Source organism: Bradyrhizobium sp. Bra64 (assembly GCF_024519875.1).
Classification (GTDB): Bacteria; Pseudomonadota; Alphaproteobacteria; order Rhizobiales; family Xanthobacteraceae; genus Bradyrhizobium; species Bradyrhizobium japonicum_G.
Genome location: NZ_JALJRD010000001.1, coordinates 1,536,209 through 1,551,962, shown reverse-complemented (window position 1 = coordinate 1,551,962; position 15,754 = coordinate 1,536,209). Strand labels below are relative to the sequence as shown.

Annotated in this window: 16 protein-coding genes and 1 pseudogene; 6 read left to right on the top strand and 11 right to left on the bottom strand. The window is 61.7% G+C overall.

The annotated features are described in order from the left end of the window. Positions 1-22: 22 nt before the first annotated feature. Positions 23-1,129, bottom strand: a complete 1,107-nt coding sequence (locus NR187_RS07360; RefSeq protein ID WP_211384735.1) for an AI-2E family transporter — start codon at positions 1,127-1,129, stop codon at positions 23-25. Positions 1,130-1,201: 72 nt separating this feature from the next. Next, the gene (locus NR187_RS07355) at positions 1,202-2,047 is read right to left on the bottom strand and encodes an HD domain-containing protein (protein ID WP_256806152.1); all 846 of its coding nucleotides are present in this window, start codon (positions 2,045-2,047) and stop codon (positions 1,202-1,204) included. 207 nt (positions 2,048-2,254) lie between these two features. On the opposite strand from NR187_RS07355, the gene NR187_RS07350 reads away from it, so the two are divergent. From NR187_RS07350 to NR187_RS07340, 3 genes are all read left to right on the top strand, one after another. Continuing rightward, positions 2,255-2,788 carry a GNAT family N-acetyltransferase gene (locus NR187_RS07350; RefSeq protein WP_256806151.1) on the top strand — a complete coding sequence of 178 codons (534 nt, stop codon included), beginning with the start codon at positions 2,255-2,257 and terminating at the stop codon, positions 2,786-2,788. A gap of 162 nt (positions 2,789-2,950) precedes the next feature. Beyond that, a complete protein-coding gene (locus NR187_RS07345; RefSeq protein ID WP_211384732.1) occupies positions 2,951-3,445 on the top strand; it encodes a hypothetical protein in 495 nt (164 codons plus the stop codon). A 154-nt stretch (positions 3,446-3,599) separates the two neighbouring features. Continuing rightward, positions 3,600-3,839, top strand: coding sequence for a hypothetical protein (locus NR187_RS07340; RefSeq protein ID WP_256806150.1), 240 nt, complete (start codon positions 3,600-3,602; stop codon positions 3,837-3,839). Positions 3,840-3,917: 78 nt separating this feature from the next. On the opposite strand, the gene NR187_RS07335 is transcribed toward NR187_RS07340, so the two are convergent. The 3 genes from NR187_RS07335 to NR187_RS07325 form a co-directional block, all read right to left on the bottom strand. Beyond that, positions 3,918-4,673: an outer membrane protein gene (locus NR187_RS07335; protein ID WP_211384730.1), complete on the bottom strand. Its 756-nt coding sequence runs from the start codon at positions 4,671-4,673 to the stop codon at positions 3,918-3,920. A gap of 305 nt (positions 4,674-4,978) precedes the next feature. Beyond that, complete coding sequence (locus NR187_RS07330) at positions 4,979-5,242, bottom strand: hypothetical protein (RefSeq protein WP_211384729.1); 264 nt, start codon at positions 5,240-5,242, stop codon at positions 4,979-4,981. A 413-nt stretch (positions 5,243-5,655) separates the two neighbouring features. Continuing rightward, a complete protein-coding gene (locus NR187_RS07325; protein WP_249129145.1) occupies positions 5,656-6,174 on the bottom strand; it encodes a hypothetical protein in 519 nt (172 codons plus the stop codon). A gap of 694 nt (positions 6,175-6,868) precedes the next feature. Here NR187_RS07325 and NR187_RS07320 point away from each other — a divergent pair. Continuing rightward, a complete protein-coding gene (locus NR187_RS07320) occupies positions 6,869-7,144 on the top strand; it encodes a hypothetical protein (RefSeq protein ID WP_211384728.1) in 276 nt (91 codons plus the stop codon). Positions 7,145-7,289: 145 nt separating this feature from the next. Here NR187_RS07320 and NR187_RS07315 read toward each other — a convergent pair. The 6 genes and pseudogenes from NR187_RS07315 to NR187_RS07290 form a co-directional block, all read right to left on the bottom strand. Then, positions 7,290-7,625: pseudogene (locus tag NR187_RS07315) on the bottom strand (branched chain amino acid aminotransferase); the annotation flags it as partial. Between the two features lie 28 nt (positions 7,626-7,653). After that, on the bottom strand, positions 7,654-8,514 hold the full coding sequence (locus NR187_RS07310) for an acyl-CoA acyltransferase (RefSeq protein WP_211384727.1): 861 nt from the start codon (positions 8,512-8,514) through the stop codon (positions 7,654-7,656). Between the two features lie 11 nt (positions 8,515-8,525). Beyond that, a complete protein-coding gene (locus NR187_RS07305) occupies positions 8,526-9,683 on the bottom strand; it encodes a homoserine O-succinyltransferase (protein WP_256806149.1) in 1,158 nt (385 codons plus the stop codon). A 27-nt stretch (positions 9,684-9,710) separates the two neighbouring features. Continuing rightward, on the bottom strand, positions 9,711-10,985 hold the full coding sequence (locus tag NR187_RS07300; RefSeq protein WP_211384725.1) for an O-acetylhomoserine aminocarboxypropyltransferase/cysteine synthase family protein: 1,275 nt from the start codon (positions 10,983-10,985) through the stop codon (positions 9,711-9,713). Positions 10,986-11,016: 31 nt separating this feature from the next. After that, positions 11,017-12,021, bottom strand: coding sequence for an amino acid--[acyl-carrier-protein] ligase (locus NR187_RS07295; protein WP_211384724.1), 1,005 nt, complete (start codon positions 12,019-12,021; stop codon positions 11,017-11,019). A 25-nt stretch (positions 12,022-12,046) separates the two neighbouring features. After that, the gene (locus tag NR187_RS07290) at positions 12,047-13,273 is read right to left on the bottom strand and encodes an acyl-CoA dehydrogenase family protein (protein ID WP_211384723.1); all 1,227 of its coding nucleotides are present in this window, start codon (positions 13,271-13,273) and stop codon (positions 12,047-12,049) included. Between the two features lie 243 nt (positions 13,274-13,516). Here NR187_RS07290 and NR187_RS07285 point away from each other — a divergent pair, with 243 nt between their 5' ends. Both NR187_RS07285 and NR187_RS07280 read left to right on the top strand, forming a co-directional pair. Next, complete coding sequence (locus NR187_RS07285; RefSeq protein ID WP_211384822.1) at positions 13,517-13,786, top strand: phosphopantetheine-binding protein; 270 nt, start codon at positions 13,517-13,519, stop codon at positions 13,784-13,786. Then, positions 13,783-15,726 (top strand): long-chain-acyl-CoA synthetase, encoded by a 1,944-nt coding sequence (locus NR187_RS07280; protein ID WP_372702958.1) that lies wholly within the window; start codon positions 13,783-13,785, stop codon positions 15,724-15,726. Before NR187_RS07285 ends, NR187_RS07280 begins: the two co-directional genes overlap by 4 nt. Positions 15,727-15,754 lie beyond the last annotated feature (28 nt).

The window sequence follows — 15,754 nt, the reverse complement described above, 5'->3', positions numbered from 1 at the left end:
CATCCGCCAGTGTTGATTTAGGTCAACGCTCGGCCGCCAGCTTCGCCGGCGGAACACGTTTCGCGTGAATCCAGGCAACCGTCAGCTCCCAGGCCACCGACAGAATGATCGGTCCGATGAAGAGGCCGATGATGCCGTGGACAAGGGTTCCGCCGATCACCCCGATCAGGATGACGAGTGCGGGCGTGGTCAGGCCGCGCCCCATCAGCAGCGGTTTCAGGATGTTGTCGAGCACCGATACGACCACGAGAAACACCGTCAGCAGGAGCGCAATCGGAAATTCCTTGTCGGCCCAGATCCAGATGATGACCGGCAGGATGACGATCGCGCCGCCGATCTGCACGATCGACAGCAACAGCACCACGAATGCCAGAAGTCCCGCGGCACCGATGCCGGCCAGCTTGAATCCAATACCGGCCAGCAAGGATTGGACGATCGCAACGCCGATCACACCCTGGGCTACCGCACGGATGGTGCTACCGGCGAGGTCGAGGAAGTGCTCGCTCTGTTCAGGAACGATCCGCGACAGAAAGTCGCGACTCGCGGCGACGAGTTGCGGGCCGTACGGAAACAGGACACCGGCCACGACAACGGACAGCAGGAACTTGACCGTCCCCACACCGGCATTGCCGGCAAATCCAAGCAACGTCGTCGCGAAAGGCTTGAGATAAGGCACCACTTGGCGCAGCAGGGAACGAAGATTGGTCGAGGCATGATCCCAGAGATCAAAGAGTTGAGGTCCGACGAGGGGCCATTCCTTGAGCGACTGAGGCGGCGTCGGAACCAGCACCTCACCCGCCGTCAGTTGCCCGGCAAGATCCCTGATCCCATCGACTGCGCCCATGCCGAGCCAGGTCGCGGGACCGATGACAATGGCGAGACTGACGAGGGTGAGAATTCCTGCAGCAAGCTTCGGCCGGCCGCCGAGAATTTTGGCGAGCCGCTGAAACACCGGGTTGAGCGCGACGGCGAGCACGACGCTCCAGGCCAGGATCGGCACGAACGGACGGATCAGGAGCAGCGTCCAGACGATCAGGACCGCGAGCAACCCCAGCCGGATCGCAAGCTGGACGATCTCGTCTCCGGAGAATATCTGGCGAAGTGTTCTCACGGACGTGCCCTCATCCATGCAGGTTGCAGGCGACGCTAATCTCCGCACTCGCGCGGCGATCTTGATCCAGATCAAGCGGCGATGGGTCTTCTAGGGCTGAGGTCCGGACAGGTTGAGTTCACGCTCGGCCCTGAATACGTTGCCGTAGAGACTCGCTATCCATTGCCGACCGCGCGAGGTCACGTTGAGGTAGCGTATCGCCGGCTGGATCTGGGGAGCTACGTTGCTCCAATAGAATTGCGGATATTTGTAGACGACGTCCGCCGGCGTTGCGTAGCCCAAGGTCTTGTTGAGTCCGATCTCTTCAAACTCGTAGAACAGTGCGTTCGACTTCTTCAGATAATTGGGATCGCCGAGCTGACCGATGAGATCAGCTGCGCGCAGCAACAATCCCTCCTCCTCCATGAGGCTATCGTTAGAGGGCATCGTATAAGGAAACCGGGTATACTCGATCGCACGAGCGACCCGCTCTGCGTCCAGCTGTTCGACAGAATCCAACCGCTCCAGCACGAACAGCTTCGAGCGATCGACATGGTATGGCGCGAGAGCCGCGTCAGACGATCCTCGCGGCAGACGAACAGTGCCGCCGTTCACGTCGGCGATGAACAGCTCGTCCTCATCGCCTTGAACGACGCCGCGCACGTATCCGATGTCATGGGCAAGGCACGCCAGAATGAAATTCGCATAGTCGTTCGCCGTGGTGGGACGCAGCAGCGAACGACCGGTCAGAATATCGTGCCCGGCAAGGGTCACGAGCAACGTATGCTCGATGTTATGATAGAGGGCATCGCTATTGCCGATGCACTCCATGGTGAGCTTTGCCGCGAACGGAAGCAATTCGGTCAGACCGGAATACGAGGCGCCGAACCGGTCCTTGGTTTCTGTGGTCAGAAATGCGCCCAGAGCTTGCGACACCAGTTCCGGAACTGTGATCATCAGGCCGCTCCACGATGGTAGATGGGGACGATATTTTAGATCTGGCTCACCACTCTCCGCGCCCCATGAGTCAAGCGCCGCGAACGAACAAGTACGGCGGCCGATATCGCGCCGGCCCTTGACACAGATCAAGCCCGCAGCCAACCGGGTTGGTCATGGACGAGGCTCCGGTAGTTGCATTGGCAAGCTCCTGAGACAAGACCGCGCATGTCGAACACCGCCACATACAGCGCAACAGAGCACCTGCGGGACGGCAGCCCGGTCGAGATCCGCGGGCTTCGGCCGGAGGATGAGGCCGATATGCTCGCCGCACTGGACCAGACGAGCCCGCAGTCGCTGCAGCGCCGGTTCTTTGCCATGAAGCGTCATTTCTCCGACAAGGAGCGGGCCTTCTTCATGGAGGTCGATTTCAGTAATCACGTCGCGCTGGTGGTGCTGGCCGCGCAGGCCGGCCGGGACATCATCGTCGGAGGCGGTCGATACGTTGTCTTCGAGCCCGGACGGGCCGAGATGGCCTTCGTCGTCGTCGATGCCTGGCAGGGACGCGGCGTCGGCTCTATCCTGATGGATCATCTCGGCAGGATTGCCGTCAATTCGGGATTGCACGAGCTCACGGCAGAAGTCCTGCCCGAGAACAAGGCGATGCTGGCCGTGTTCGGCAAGTTCGGTTTCAAGCCGGACGCGCGCAGCGACCCGCATACGATCCATCTGGCGCGGCGCCTCGGACAAGCGAGCCGGTGACCGGCCGGCGCCGCTTAGGGGCGTCCATCTCCGCTCGTTTGATTCAAATCAAGGCCGGTTCCGCAGCGACCGCAAACATTTCATCTGCACGGTGATGCCGCCCGCGCGACGGAGCCCTTCCCTCGCCGGTCTGTCGATATTTCAACCCAGACGGAGGACGTTATGACGTTCACGAAGGCAGCATTTACGACGATTCTTACTGTCGCCGGCACGTTCATTTTTGTACCCGGAAGCCAAGCCGCGCCGTTGCCGACCCATGTCGGCGCGATGAAAGCCGTGCTCGACAACGATGTCGTGCAGGCACGCTATGGCGGCTGGGGCTATCGCGGCGGATGGGGCGGAGGCTACCGCGGAGGAGGATGGGGTTATCGTGGCCTGGGTTATCGCAGCGCCGGATATGGCTATAGAGGTTATGGATATAGAGGTTATGGCTATCGCGGATGGGGAGCCGGCGCCGTCGTAGCAGGCGCCCTCGTCGGCGGCGCGATCGCAAGCTCCGGCTACTATGGCGGAAGCCCCTACTACGGAGGAGGATACTCCTATTACGGCGGCGGATACGGCTCCGATTATTGTCCGCCCAGCGCTTATGGCGCCTACGGCAGTTATGGCGGTTATGGCGGCTACTACGCGAGGCGGAGCTATTACTCCGGCTGGTGAATCCTGGCTCGGGACTTAATGAGCACGCGCTTTTGCTACCGTCACTCTGCGCTCTGCGTCTTGCTGGCGCGGGCGCTACACTTTCGTTGATCTGGATCAACTCGCACGCAGAGCGCAGGCATCGACTACGGCTCCAATCCAGAGGAGGCCGGAAATGAAGCCATCAATCGGATTAGCCGTCGCGCTGGTGATGATCGGATACGTCTTCGCGAGTTCTGAAAGCGCCAATGCCGTGGTGTACTGCCAATATGTCGAATATCCACCCAGCTGTGTCGCGCCGGCGGGCGTCGTGCTGCGGCCCAGACCCGTCGCGGGCGCAGTTGCACGCGAGGCAGTGCGGCCCGGCACTCCGGCCAATCGCGGCGGTCCAGTCGATCGCGTTGGCAGGCGCTGATCGGCCTGCTGCGATAGCCCCGGAAAAATCAGGGCCGGCACTGCTGCCGGCCCCCTGAAGACCTCAGACCGGGAGAGCTCAGTACCTCGCGACGACCGGGTTGCCATAGCTACCGAAGCGGTAGTTGAAGCGCACGGTGACCATATCGACGTCCTGGGTGACCCGGTCGTTGACAAAGGCGGCAAGTCGCGGATCAGCGATCGTGAACGAATTATTCCGGTGTCCCATGAACAAATGGTCGTATTCGAGACCCACCGACCAGTTCGGCGTGAAGCCATACTCGAACCCAACACCAATGACGCCACCCCAGCGGGTTGCGCTTTGCGCGACCAGCTCGGTGCCGGAGGGCGTGTCAAGAATGCTGAGGCGGTTGTCGGTGACCGCCGCGCCGCCCTTCACATAGAGCAGCGACGCATTCCAGGCGTAACCGATCTGGCCGGTGAAGAGGCCGATGGCACTGGTCTTGGAGCGCGTGGACAGCGTCGCATCGATCAGGCTGACGCGCTGGTTGCTGAGATCCGCCCAATCGCCTTGAGCTTCCAGACCAAACACCCACTGGCTGGCTTGCCAGCGATAACCGAGCTGGCCACCGATGACGCCACCGGACCGATCGCGGCAGCCGGAAGCGACGGCTACGCCGGCCGCGTCAAGGAAATCAACGCAGTTGTGGTTCTGCGCCCAGCCACCATTGCCGCCGATATAGAAGCCGGTCCAATTGTAGATCGGAATAATCGGTGCCGGTGGCGGAGCCTTTACGGCCATATCGGCAGCCATGGCGGTCCCCCCCGCGCACAGCGCCACCAGACCAACGGTTGTCAGCAGAAGCCTTCTCATTGTGTGCTCTCCTTGCCGGCCGTCTCTGATTGCTCGAAACGGCGGGTTGTTGCAATGCAATCATCCCCCAACTTCCGGCTGAAACTCTACGGGCGAGCGTTCGATCTCCCCGTGCCATAATGGCAACACTCAAGACTTTTCGAACTCGGCACTGAAACTCGACCCTAATCTGTCTCGCCGGCCGGCACGAACGACCTGTCCGCTGATGACTTGACCGTTGATGACTTGGTCCGAATGACGGAAAGCAGCCTGCCCGCCAGGGTTCGCTTCTCGTGACAGGCAAGGATCGGATGCGATTGCGTCGACTATCTTTCCAGGTCGCGCTTGGCCCCGGAGACCTCCTCGTCTTGCTCGATCCAGGACGGGATGTCGCTCGAGGGGATCAGCCGTCGCGGCAAAGAGGGATTGAGCGTGCCTGCGAACACGATCAATCCTTCATTGAACTTCTCTCGCGCAAAAGCCCGCGCTTCTTCTTCGTTCTCGAATGTGCGGGTCTCCCGGGGACTTCGCCGCTTCGGCAAGGTCCCACGCCTGTGCACTTCGAAGGTAACGTACCAGATCTGCGGCATCCGCCAGCTCCCGTATCGCGATCAAGCGGATATCTGTCGACCCAAAATGACCGGTGAGATCATGTCGTCGTCCTGGTTGCGCCGCTCTTCGCGACGCTCGGTGCGTCTCGTGCGCCGCTCATGACGTGCTTCCCCGTCTCTCTTGGCGTCGTTCCATGCCGACCGTCTGCGCCAGCGCTTGTATTCCGAACAGGAACGCGCCGGATGGCGCCAATCCGAGCGCCGCGGCCAATCCCGGCAGCGAAAGAGCCTCTCGGCGAGCGACTGGTTCACACCTTGAAGTTTCACGCATGTCTGCGATCTCCCGATCTCGAGGACGTTTCAGTCGTCAATTGCTCGACGTGCATTGATCGTCGTCAGCGATCAGCGTCGTTGCCATGGCCGCTCAGACCCAGCGATCGGACCGGCCATGCTCACCACAACTGGGACCCGAACCAGCCAAATTGCGGCGGTCGCGCAACGAGCCGGATGCGTCTTTCGATGTGCCTTCTTGCAATTTTGCTTTGACGCTGCGGCTTCGCTTCAGGCTTTGTCGACTGACGCGATTGCAGTCGTTCTGCATCGAGCGGTCGAAGCTGGGCAAATGCCTCCTGCGCGCGTATCTCTCGGGAGTCGGCGCCGGGCGGGGCAGCAAGCTCCGCCTTCGCGATGTCCGTCGGCACGATCGTGGGCTGGCTGGTGTCGAGAACGACTCGCTCCGGCAATTTCAAATTGGAATGGATGCGGATGGCGACCGAAGCACCGGGCCCGCCGCGCATGGCGGGCCGATCCAGAAGAAAGGCATCCGCAATGAAGAGCAGCGCCAGCAACGCACCGCCGACATAGACCAGGTATGACGAGACGGGCATTGTCGGCGCCATCATTGCCGCGGTTTTTCGTCCGGAAAGCAACGGCCGGCGGCGGCAACATTGGCGAAACAACGCAACCTGCATGGGCGTGGTTGCCTAAATCGAACCGCCGTTGCATCTGCCGCGGCGTATCCCTGGCGAAGCACTTGCCGAGGCTTGCGGGGCATTCGCGCACGCATGCTTCAGCAGGCTGATGTTCATCGCATTGCCGCCCGGCTTCGCTTGAGCCAGATCAACGAATCGGGTTTTAGCGACGTTGCCTCGCGCGACGCTGCACAGCTTGGTCAGCTCCGGTGACATGCACTTTGGTACAATGACCACGAGAGCAATTGGACGGGCGCGGCTCGCAGCGTAGGACTCTCGTGGTGTACATCGAGCTTCTGGCAGGGAGGGCCGATGATGAGTCAGTTCGAGCTGAGTTCGCGCGCAGCACTTTGCCGGCAGCTTGCGAGCCGGGATCCGGAAAACCGATCCGCGTGGATGGCCGAGGCAAGAAGCTGGTCACGCCTGGCGGACGAGACGCTTCATTATGAGCACGAATTGAGAAGTGGTGTCGTTGCCAGATTTTGCTTCGCATTCGGCAAATTTGTCGCGGCGCAACACGGGCCAACGGACCAAACGACAGAGATGATGAAGCGCAGATCGAGTAGCGCCATGCCGCCTCGGAGCCTGTCACCGACCGCTTGGGACATTTCTCCGAGTTCCTTGACCTTGATCAATGGTCGGAGCACCAGTCCATGGATCGATCCAAATTCACTCTCACAGAATGGAGACCATCATGAAGCGTGGCATGCTCGGAAAGCTCCTACTCGCTGTTGCCGTGATCGCCCTCGGAGTATCTGGTTCGCTTGGCTGGTCAGCTGACGAAGGCCTTTCGCTATCGCTGGGCGAGGCCCAGGCACGCGTCGGACGGCCCCTCACGCCAGTGTCGGTGGCCGGCGTTGCACGCCGCACGACCAGGCGCGCGGTGGTTGGCGGTGCGGCCGTCGGCGCGGCCGCGGTCGGCACGGCATGCGTCCGCGTGCTGGTCAACGGGGCTTATGTCTGCCGCTGACGGCCGCCATTTCCGGCTCTGAACGCCGCATCCTGCAGGATGACGTCCCCGCAGGATGCGCCAGTTGCGCATCCGATTCTCGATGGCAACATCAATGGGATTGGCTCATTCAGTCATACTGAGGCGTGTACGAGTTGCCTCGGCTCAGCGCACTTTCCGCAACGCCGTTCTGCGGCCAGTACATCGGGCAAATGTACGGTTCGGCATCGACTGGGAAACGAGCGATGCCTTCACGCGACAGTCCGAGCCACGTGCCGAGATCGACGACTTTGAGCCCGAAGTTGACCGCGGATTGATTGACGCGGGCGCAATGACGATCAAGGTCGAACGCCTTCGAAGGCGCGCGCGCCATCGAACGCGATCGAGGGGAGCCAGAGCCCATGGGTGCGTGGCCCCAAGATCGGCACGTTACCCTCGTGCCACTGGCCCGGAAGAATTTCAGTGTCCGCGAATGACTGACGGAGCTGTTGCCGGGATCCATGACGAATCTCCAATTTGGGACGACTGAACTATGGTCCGTAAATCACCAGTTCGGAATCCGATAGATCGGCAAGCCGGGGGCAATGAGGACCCTTGAAGTATTTGCAGCCGATTTGCTTCCTGTAGATGCCGACGAGGGCAACTACGGGGCCGTTGGCGTCGAGTGCAATCGATATCCTGCCGCGCCGCAGCAAGAAGCGGCCGATAGCGCCGGCGCACGCGACATAATCGGCCACATCGGGGCAATAGATCATCTGCATCGCCGGCAGCCTGATGCGACCGACGCGCATCGGCTGCAGGACAAACGGAAAGGCGGGGCCATCGGCGGCGCGGCATACCAGGCTGAGGCAGCCGTAAGCTGCGTGACGTGCTAGCAGCGCGCCGTCGGCTTCGGACAAGCCGTCGACCGTCTGTGCGTCCGGCCCGACGACTTCGACGCGCATAGCCTTGACCGGACGCGACACCGCCGGAAAAGAGAAAAATAACCCGCCGCAATAGCGCCGGAATCCCTGCGCTTCGATGGCGCGCCAGGTCCATTGCGCCGGACTGATATTGACGTAGGTGACGTCCTTGTTGCGCTGCGCGACCTTGGTCAGCATCGGCGCATAGCTGCGAAAAGCAGGTTCCAGGTACCAGCTGGAGAGATTGCAGCGAATGGAGGCACAGCCGTCATCATTCCGTGCGGTGTGGATCAACAGCAGAGCGCCGACGGGCCTGCGGTCATGCTCGAGCATGTAGCCGAAGCGCGGGAAATTGTCGGGCGTCTCCCGCACAGACAGGCGCCGGAGTCCGTCGATCCAGTAGTTGCGCGAGCGGATCGGAAATCCGCGTGTCAGAAGATCGGCGATGGCGTCAAGATCGGCTGCTCCTATCTCGCGGCATCGGATCATGGCCCGAACTCTCACTCATAATATCCCAGCTTCTTTCTGGTCATCAGGTTTGGCGAGCGCGCCAGGCGAGCAGATCGAGCGACGACCAACTTGCGTCCATGACGACGCGCCGGAATCCCGGTTGCGGAGAGAACAGCTTCTCGCGCCCCCAGCGGCTTTGTGCGTCCAGCTCGCTGCGACACCATGTACAGCAACCAGTTGCGGTATATGCGCTTGGCCGGCTGATGCCAGACGTTGTTCAGATCCTTCGCCGTCTGATCGGCTGGAAAGTCGGCGAAAAGCTCCGGGCGTCTGCCGGAAAGGGCTTTCTGTCGAAAAGCGATCAGCATCTCTTCCGCTTCCTCGTCCAAATAACCCCTCGGTATCGTCGGACAGACTTCATTCTCTCCGCGGAGGAAGCGTCCCATATCTCTCCTGTATTCGCCCAATAGGGTCCGGGTTTCGTATTCCGGATGGCCCTGGAAATGGACGAAAAGGCTCTTCTTCTGCTGCTTGACGAAGCAGTCGACCCCAGCCTCCGCCGACCAAGTGAGAACCGAATATCCGCAGTTCGAGAGATCCTCCTCCTGCACCTCGTTCCACCGGGCGTGCGGTATTCGGAAGGTCCTCGGCACATCGTGCATCAAGGGATGATGTCTCGTCTTTGTTTGAGCGAAGACGCCGAAGCATTTGGTAGGCAGCTTGTGGCGCGCAATGCCGTCCATATGCAGGACGGCCCCATGGACGGCCAGACAGGAAAACACCGACGACACGGTATTCTCCCTGGCCCAGTCGGCGATCTCGGCGAAGGTGGTCCAATATGGCTCTTCCGTCAGACTGGCGGCTCTCGGCTCGGCACCGGTCACGATCACTCCATCCAGGCTTCCTTTCAGCAGATCGTCGATGCCGCGATAGTATCGACGCACGTAGTCGCGTCCCCATTCGGAACGGGGAGTCGCCTCCATCGTATAGAAATGCAGCCTGACGCTAAGTCGTCCGGCCGCCGCATCGAGCAGGTCGAAGATCTGGCGCTCGGTCGACATCAAGGCAGCATCCGACATGTTGTTGATGAGCCCGATGTCGAGGCAATCCACCCGATTTCCGGGTGACGCCATCGCACAAGCACCTCTGTTCGATACTCTCGAGAAGAGGTGGTGCTCGTACGAATCTATGTCGATTAGGACAGTCATCCGAATGCCTTCATGCTTTACGAAACATCAATTCGCGGCACAGAGAGCCTGATCGAGATCCGCGACGATGTCGTCGATGTGCTCGATTCCGACGCTCAGTCTGATCATCTCGGGCCGCACGCCGGCTTTGTCCTGTTCTTCGGGCGACATCTGCCGGTGCGTTGTCGATGCGGGATGGCAGGCGAGCGTTTTCGCGTCGCCAATATTGACCAGCCGCTTACAGAGCTTCAGCGCGTCGTAGAACCGCTTGCCCGCCTCGAAGCCTCCAGCCACGCCAAAAGTCAGCAGCGAACACGCCCGACCACCTAGATACTTCTGCATCAACTCGTAATAGGGGCCGCCGTGAAAGCCCGCATAATTCACCCACCCGACACGGCGGTCATTGCGCAAGAACTGTGCGACCTTTTCGCCATTCTCGACGTGCCGCTCGATCCGGAGCGCGACGGTCTCAATGCCCTGGAGTAGCAGAAACGCGTTCATCGGCGCCAGGACGGCGCCGGTGGTCCTCTGGGAGACGGCACGGCAACGGGCAATGTAAGCGGCGGCCCCGTAGCGCTCGGTAAAGACCAGCCCGTGGTACGATTTCTCCGGCTCATTCATCATCGGGAAGCGCCGGCGATGCTCCGCCCACGGGAACCTGCCGCTGTCGACGATAATTCCACCGAGCGTGGTCCCATGCCCGCCCATGAATTTCGTGAGCGACTCCACCACGATGTCTGCGCCGTATTCGATCGGCCTGAGCAGGATCGGTGTCGGCACCGTGTTGTCGACGATCAGCGGAACGCCGTGCCTGTGCGCGACGTCGGCCATTGCTTCGATGTCGCAGACGTTTCCGGCCGGATTTCCGACGCTCTCACAGAACACCGCCCGCGTATCATCGTCGATCAGTTTTTCGACGCTCGCCGACCGGTCGTCTTCCGAAAACCGGACCGTGATGCCCTGCCTCGGCAGGATGTATGCGAACAGCGTATGCGTCGTGCCGTAGAGCTGCGGAACCGAGACGATGTTGCTGCCCATCTCCGTGATGTTGACCACCGCATAGTTCACCGCGGCCTGACCACAGGCCACGCTGAGCGCCTCGATGCCTCCTTCCAGGGCGGCGACGCGCTTCTCCAGCACCGCGTTGGTTGGATTGCCGATCCGGGTATAGCGGAAGCCGTCCACTTCAAGGTTGAAGAGCGCGGCTCCATGGTCGGCGCTGTCGAATGCGTACGAGGCCGTCTGGTAGATCGGCACAGCAACGGCTTTCGTTGCGGGATCGCTTTCGAAGCCGCCGTGGACGGCGAGAGTCTCTCTCTTCATGGAGGCTGGCCTTCGGCTCTTCGATCCCGGGCTAGCTCCCGACTTCCTTGGCGCATCGGACCCCCTCTAATACTGACGGCGCCCGGCGATCGGTCTGCGCGAAGCCCAGCAGATTCCGCACTGCGCTCGGCCACAAGGTGACGTCATTGCCGTGGGTGTGGAACATGGCGACGGCGAGACGGTCCATCCCGAATGCCACGCAGGCGGTGTGGGCCGGCTCGGAGGCAGCATCGACGAGGCCCCAGGCAGTGCCGAAATGATCCCGGTGGTAGTTGAAGCTCATGCAGGCGGTCGGCCGCTCCTCGGAGCGAAGAGGCACCAGCAGTTCGAACTTCAGCGACTGCTGCTTTTGGCTCACCGCCATCATCTGACCGACCCGGCCGAAGAACGGGTCGTTGGCATAGTCGACCCTGAAGGTTAGCCCGAGATCTCGGGCGATCTTCTGGGCGCGTATGATCCAGCGCTCCCGAAACGCCGAGACGTGATCGGCGCTACCGATGCAGACGAATTCGCGCATCCTGAAGGACTGCAGCCGGTCGAGGTGGCGCGAGGGCTCGCGACGGAAGCACTCGGCGGCCACATCGAAGCTCCAACCGCCTGCCGGCACGGGACCTCGGCTCGCCGCGATCGGATAGACCGGATAGCAGGCGGCCGGCGACAGAACAAGATCGGCCGGCGATAACGACGCGGTCCAGTCAAAGCCGGCATCGAAGCGGCTGACCGCCGCGTCGATCTCGCTTTCCGTGCCGTGCAAGCCACAGACGCAACCGAGGAGGTTGGGAAAGCTCTTCAGATAGCCCGACCTCTCAAGCTGGGCGCGGCTCATGACCGGCGGGAAGCGCATCACCTCAGTGTTCAGTTCGCGATTCCGTGAGATCACCGCCGCAATTCGCTCCACGACGTCCTCATAGAGCGCCGTGCGGCCATAGACGCCGGGAGAGCCCATCTCGTGGAACAGCGCATCGGCGAGATGGTCCAACGGATCGGCCGGAGACAGAGTGGAGTCAGCCGGTTCTTTAACAATGGCCACGTTCATCAGGCCTATTCCTTTTGAGAGAAAGTCAATCGTATAGAGAGTCCGGAACGGTGCTCATCAGCGTGGAGGTACCGATGCTGGCGAGGATGCGATCGTTGTTGATCATGATCGGAGCGGAAAGCACGTCGCGCAGGTGGCGGCCGATACTTACATCGGTGTCGTTGCGATAACCGGACAGGCCGCAGGCGCGCATCGCGTGCATGACGGCTGCCACCGCGAGTTCGGAGGCTTCCACCTTGAGAAGATTGATCGAGGACTGGAAGTCGACGGACGACAGCGCGCGCTCGTCCCGTTCGCGAACTTCATAGAACTGGAGATTCGCGGCGATGATGGCGCGCAGTTTCGTCAGCGTCATTTTGGCGGCGGTGAAGTGCGCCGCGCCGGGAGGCATATTGCCGCCCGACCCACGCGCGGCCTTGCGGATGAAGAGCTGCGCCCGATCCACCGCAGCTGCCGCGATCCCCGCCCATACCGAGGACCAGCACAGGTGGGCGACGGGCGTCATCGTCTGCGCATGGATCTTTTCGTATGCCACGGGGAATATCTGGTCCGCAGCGCCCCTGAAATTCAGCCTGAACCCGGCGCTGCAGGTCCCACGCATGCCAAGCGTCTCCCACGCGAGAGTGGGCTCCAGCGTATATTCGTCACGGGTGATGGCCAGTAGCACCTGATCGGATCCGGCAGCGGAGTCGGAGCGACGGGCGATGGTGATGATGCCGTCGGCCTCGGCTCCGTACGAAATCACCGTCGCGTCGCGCACCAGAGAAATCTCGGTGCCAGCGCTCTCCACTGCGGCCGAACTGAAGCGTATGTTCCCGCCGTTCTGGCCTTCCGTGGTCGAAGATGCCAGCAGCAGCTGCTCGGCAGCCACGCGACGCATGAGACTTTCGTGCCAGCCGCTGCCCGCTCCGTGGCGGACCAGGCATGCGACCTTGGTCTGATGCATCGCGAAGATCATCCCGGCCGAGGCGCAGGCGCGGCCGAGTGCGTAGCACATATCGGCCACCTCGGAGATAGACGCTCCGCCTCCACCGAACTCGATCGGGATCTGAGCGCCCAGGAGTCTCTCCTTGCGCGCCGCGTCGATCGCCTTCCGTGGGAAGCGTGCCTCACGATCGACCGCCTCGGCTTCCGCCGCAGCGACCTCCGCGACAACCGCTGCCCGCTGCCGGAACGAGGGGCCGTCGGGAGAGAATGCTATTCGGCCGATGCCCGTGGCGATGTTGCGGAACTGGACCTCCTGCACACTCATGGGCCAAAGCCTCCTATTTCATCGTTGTCATGGTTGGACGACGCGTGCCCGGTCGAGATGGATTCCGCTCAAAATTCACAGCTAGCCCACTTCCCTTGCTGCGTCGTTGGCGCAGAAGTGGGTGTCAAGGAGCTACCACTCCCGGGCGAGGTACCTCCGAAGCAGAGCTATTGGCCCGAGGAGTAGTTGGGTATCGTCGTCCCGATTGTGATCACGCCCGGCTGCGGTGAGGGGGCCAGTGAAATGCACGACTTTGTCGTCAACGTTCAGGACCGTGTTCTATCCGTCGTCAGGAACGTCATCCGGCAGAACGCGATCACCGCCGATGTCCACCCGGAGTCCCGGCTGGTGGATATCGGGTTGAGCTCGATGGGCATGGTCGAGCTAATGCTCAAGATTGAAGCGGAATTTGATCTCATCCTTCCCCAACTCGAAATCACGCCCGAAAATTTCCAATCGGTGAAGGCGATGGAGCGAATGATCCTCAACCAACTCGGACCCGGGTCGGGATGACGCCGGATGAACGGAGATTCCGCTTCGACAACCTGGCGAGCGGCATCGACAAGGATTGCGAGGTCGTTAGGGCTCCAACCTCGCCGCCCAGCGAGCAGGCGAGCACGGGCGTCGATACGGTCGTGAAGGCAGCTGTGATGCAGCGGACCACCAGACGCGGCGCTCCGCGGCGCCGACGCTCCGCCGCCAGGACCTGGCTGCAAGCCATCGCACTAACGGCGCGGGTCGACGCCCATCCGCATCGGTTGTTCGCCGACGTCGTGGAAGAATGGGCACAGCATCAGCCAAGGCGACCCGCTTTGCTCTCGGACGGCCAATCTTTCACGTATGGAGAACTCACCGCCCGGATCAACCGGTATGCGCGCTGGGCGCGGAGCCTCGGCCTTCATGCGGGCCGCACCGTCTGTCTGATGATGCCGAACCGGCCGGACTACCTCGCCTGCTGGCTCGGCATCAGCAGCGTCGGCGGGACAGTGGCACTGATCAATACCAGGCTGGTCGGCCGGTCCCTCGCCCATTGCATCGACGTAGCGCACGCGGATCACCTCATCCTCGCTGCCGATTGCGTGGATGCGTTCGAGAGCGCACGTCCGCACCTGCACCGCGTGCCGCAGACTTCGCCCCTCGGCACCGGCGACCCAAGCGACGATCTGGATGCGGCGCTCGCCGCCTTCGAGCCAAGTCCGCTGTCCTCCACCGAACGTGGCGACGTCACGATCGATGGACGCGCACTCCTTATCTACACCTCGGGCACCACGGGGCTACCGAAGGCCGCGAACGTCAGTCATCGCCGCATTCTCACCTGGGGCGCGTGGTTTGCCGGACTTACGGACGCGTCCACCGACGATCGTCTCTACGATTGCCTGCCGCTCCATCATTCCGTGGGCGGCGTCGCTGCCCCCTGCAGCATGCTCTACGCGGGCGGATCGGTCGTGATTGCGGAGAAGTTTTCCGCTGGCAGCTTTTGGGACGACATCGAACGTTTCAACTGTACTGTTTTCCAATATATTGGCGAGCTCTGCCGCTATTTGCTGAAGGCGCCGGCGTCTGAACAAAAGGCGCGACACGGGCTGCGGCTGGCTGTCGGCAACGGATTGCGGGGCGACATCTGGGAGATGTTCGCCAGCCGGTTCGCGATTCCGCAAATCCTCGAATTCTATGCCGCAACGGAAGGCAATTTCTCGCTGTACAACGTCGAAGGAAAACCCGGTGCGATCGGCCGGATCCCGCCGGTTCTGGCACATCGCTTTCCCGCCTCGATCGTCAAGATCGATGCCGACAGCAGCAGCCCGGTCCGGAGCGTCGCAGGGCTCTGCATCGCCTGCGCACCTGGCGAGATCGGCGAGGCCGTTGGACGTATCGGTGATGGCGATCGTGACGGCCGGCCTTTCGAAGGCTACACGGATCCCGAGGAGACCGAGAAGAAGATTCTGCGTGACGTCTTCGCCGAGGGCGACGCGTGGTTCCGCACCGGTGATCTGATGCTGCGCGACGAGCAGGGCTACTTGCACTTCGTCGACCGCGTCGGCGACACCTTCCGCTGGAAGGGCGAGAACGTCGCGACCAGCGAAGTGAACGACGCAATAAGGGACTGCCCCGGCGTTCTGGACGCCTCGACCTATGGGGTTGCCGTTTCCGGGGCCGATGGCCGAGTCGGCATGGCGGCCCTGGTGGTCGACGGAGGATTCGATTTCGGGATATTCAGCGAACACCTTTTGTATCGGCTTCCGCGCTATGCAGTTCCGGCATTCGTCAGATTGTGCTGGGCGCTCGAGGCGACCGACACTTTTAAGCAAAATAATCAGCGGCTGATCCGCGAGGGATTTGATCCTTCGGTGGTAGACGATCCGCTGTTCCTGCGCGATCCGGTGACCGGCGACTATCGTTCGATCGACCGGGCGGTCTACGCGCGCATCGTTGCGGGCGAAATCAGGCTCTAACATCGGCTCGGAAAGCCGAAATGTGAGG

Excerpts from the sequence above, each read along its gene's own strand:
- NR187_RS07360 (WP_211384735.1), bottom strand. The coding sequence starts at position 1,129 with ATGGATGAGGGCACGTCCGTGAGAACACTTCGCCAGATATTCTCCGGA.
- NR187_RS07355 (WP_256806152.1), bottom strand. The coding sequence starts at position 2,047 with ATGATCACAGTTCCGGAACTGGTGTCGCAAGCTCTGGGCGCATTTCTG.
- NR187_RS07350 (WP_256806151.1), top strand. The coding sequence starts at position 2,255 with ATGTCGAACACCGCCACATACAGCGCAACAGAGCACCTGCGGGACGGC.
- NR187_RS07345 (WP_211384732.1), top strand. The coding sequence starts at position 2,951 with ATGACGTTCACGAAGGCAGCATTTACGACGATTCTTACTGTCGCCGGC.
- NR187_RS07340 (WP_256806150.1), top strand. The coding sequence starts at position 3,600 with ATGAAGCCATCAATCGGATTAGCCGTCGCGCTGGTGATGATCGGATAC.
- NR187_RS07335 (WP_211384730.1), bottom strand. The coding sequence starts at position 4,673 with ATGAGAAGGCTTCTGCTGACAACCGTTGGTCTGGTGGCGCTGTGCGCG.
- NR187_RS07330 (WP_211384729.1), bottom strand. The coding sequence starts at position 5,242 with ATGCCGCAGATCTGGTACGTTACCTTCGAAGTGCACAGGCGTGGGACC.
- NR187_RS07325 (WP_249129145.1), bottom strand. The coding sequence starts at position 6,174 with ATGCAGGTTGCGTTGTTTCGCCAATGTTGCCGCCGCCGGCCGTTGCTT.
- NR187_RS07320 (WP_211384728.1), top strand. The coding sequence starts at position 6,869 with ATGAAGCGTGGCATGCTCGGAAAGCTCCTACTCGCTGTTGCCGTGATC.
- NR187_RS07310 (WP_211384727.1), bottom strand. The coding sequence starts at position 8,514 with ATGATCCGATGCCGCGAGATAGGAGCAGCCGATCTTGACGCCATCGCC.
- NR187_RS07305 (WP_256806149.1), bottom strand. The coding sequence starts at position 9,683 with ATGACTGTCCTAATCGACATAGATTCGTACGAGCACCACCTCTTCTCG.
- NR187_RS07300 (WP_211384725.1), bottom strand. The coding sequence starts at position 10,985 with ATGAAGAGAGAGACTCTCGCCGTCCACGGCGGCTTCGAAAGCGATCCC.
- NR187_RS07295 (WP_211384724.1), bottom strand. The coding sequence starts at position 12,021 with ATGAACGTGGCCATTGTTAAAGAACCGGCTGACTCCACTCTGTCTCCG.
- NR187_RS07290 (WP_211384723.1), bottom strand. The coding sequence starts at position 13,273 with ATGAGTGTGCAGGAGGTCCAGTTCCGCAACATCGCCACGGGCATCGGC.
- NR187_RS07285 (WP_211384822.1), top strand. The coding sequence starts at position 13,517 with ATGCACGACTTTGTCGTCAACGTTCAGGACCGTGTTCTATCCGTCGTC.
- NR187_RS07280 (WP_372702958.1), top strand. The coding sequence starts at position 13,783 with ATGACGCCGGATGAACGGAGATTCCGCTTCGACAACCTGGCGAGCGGC.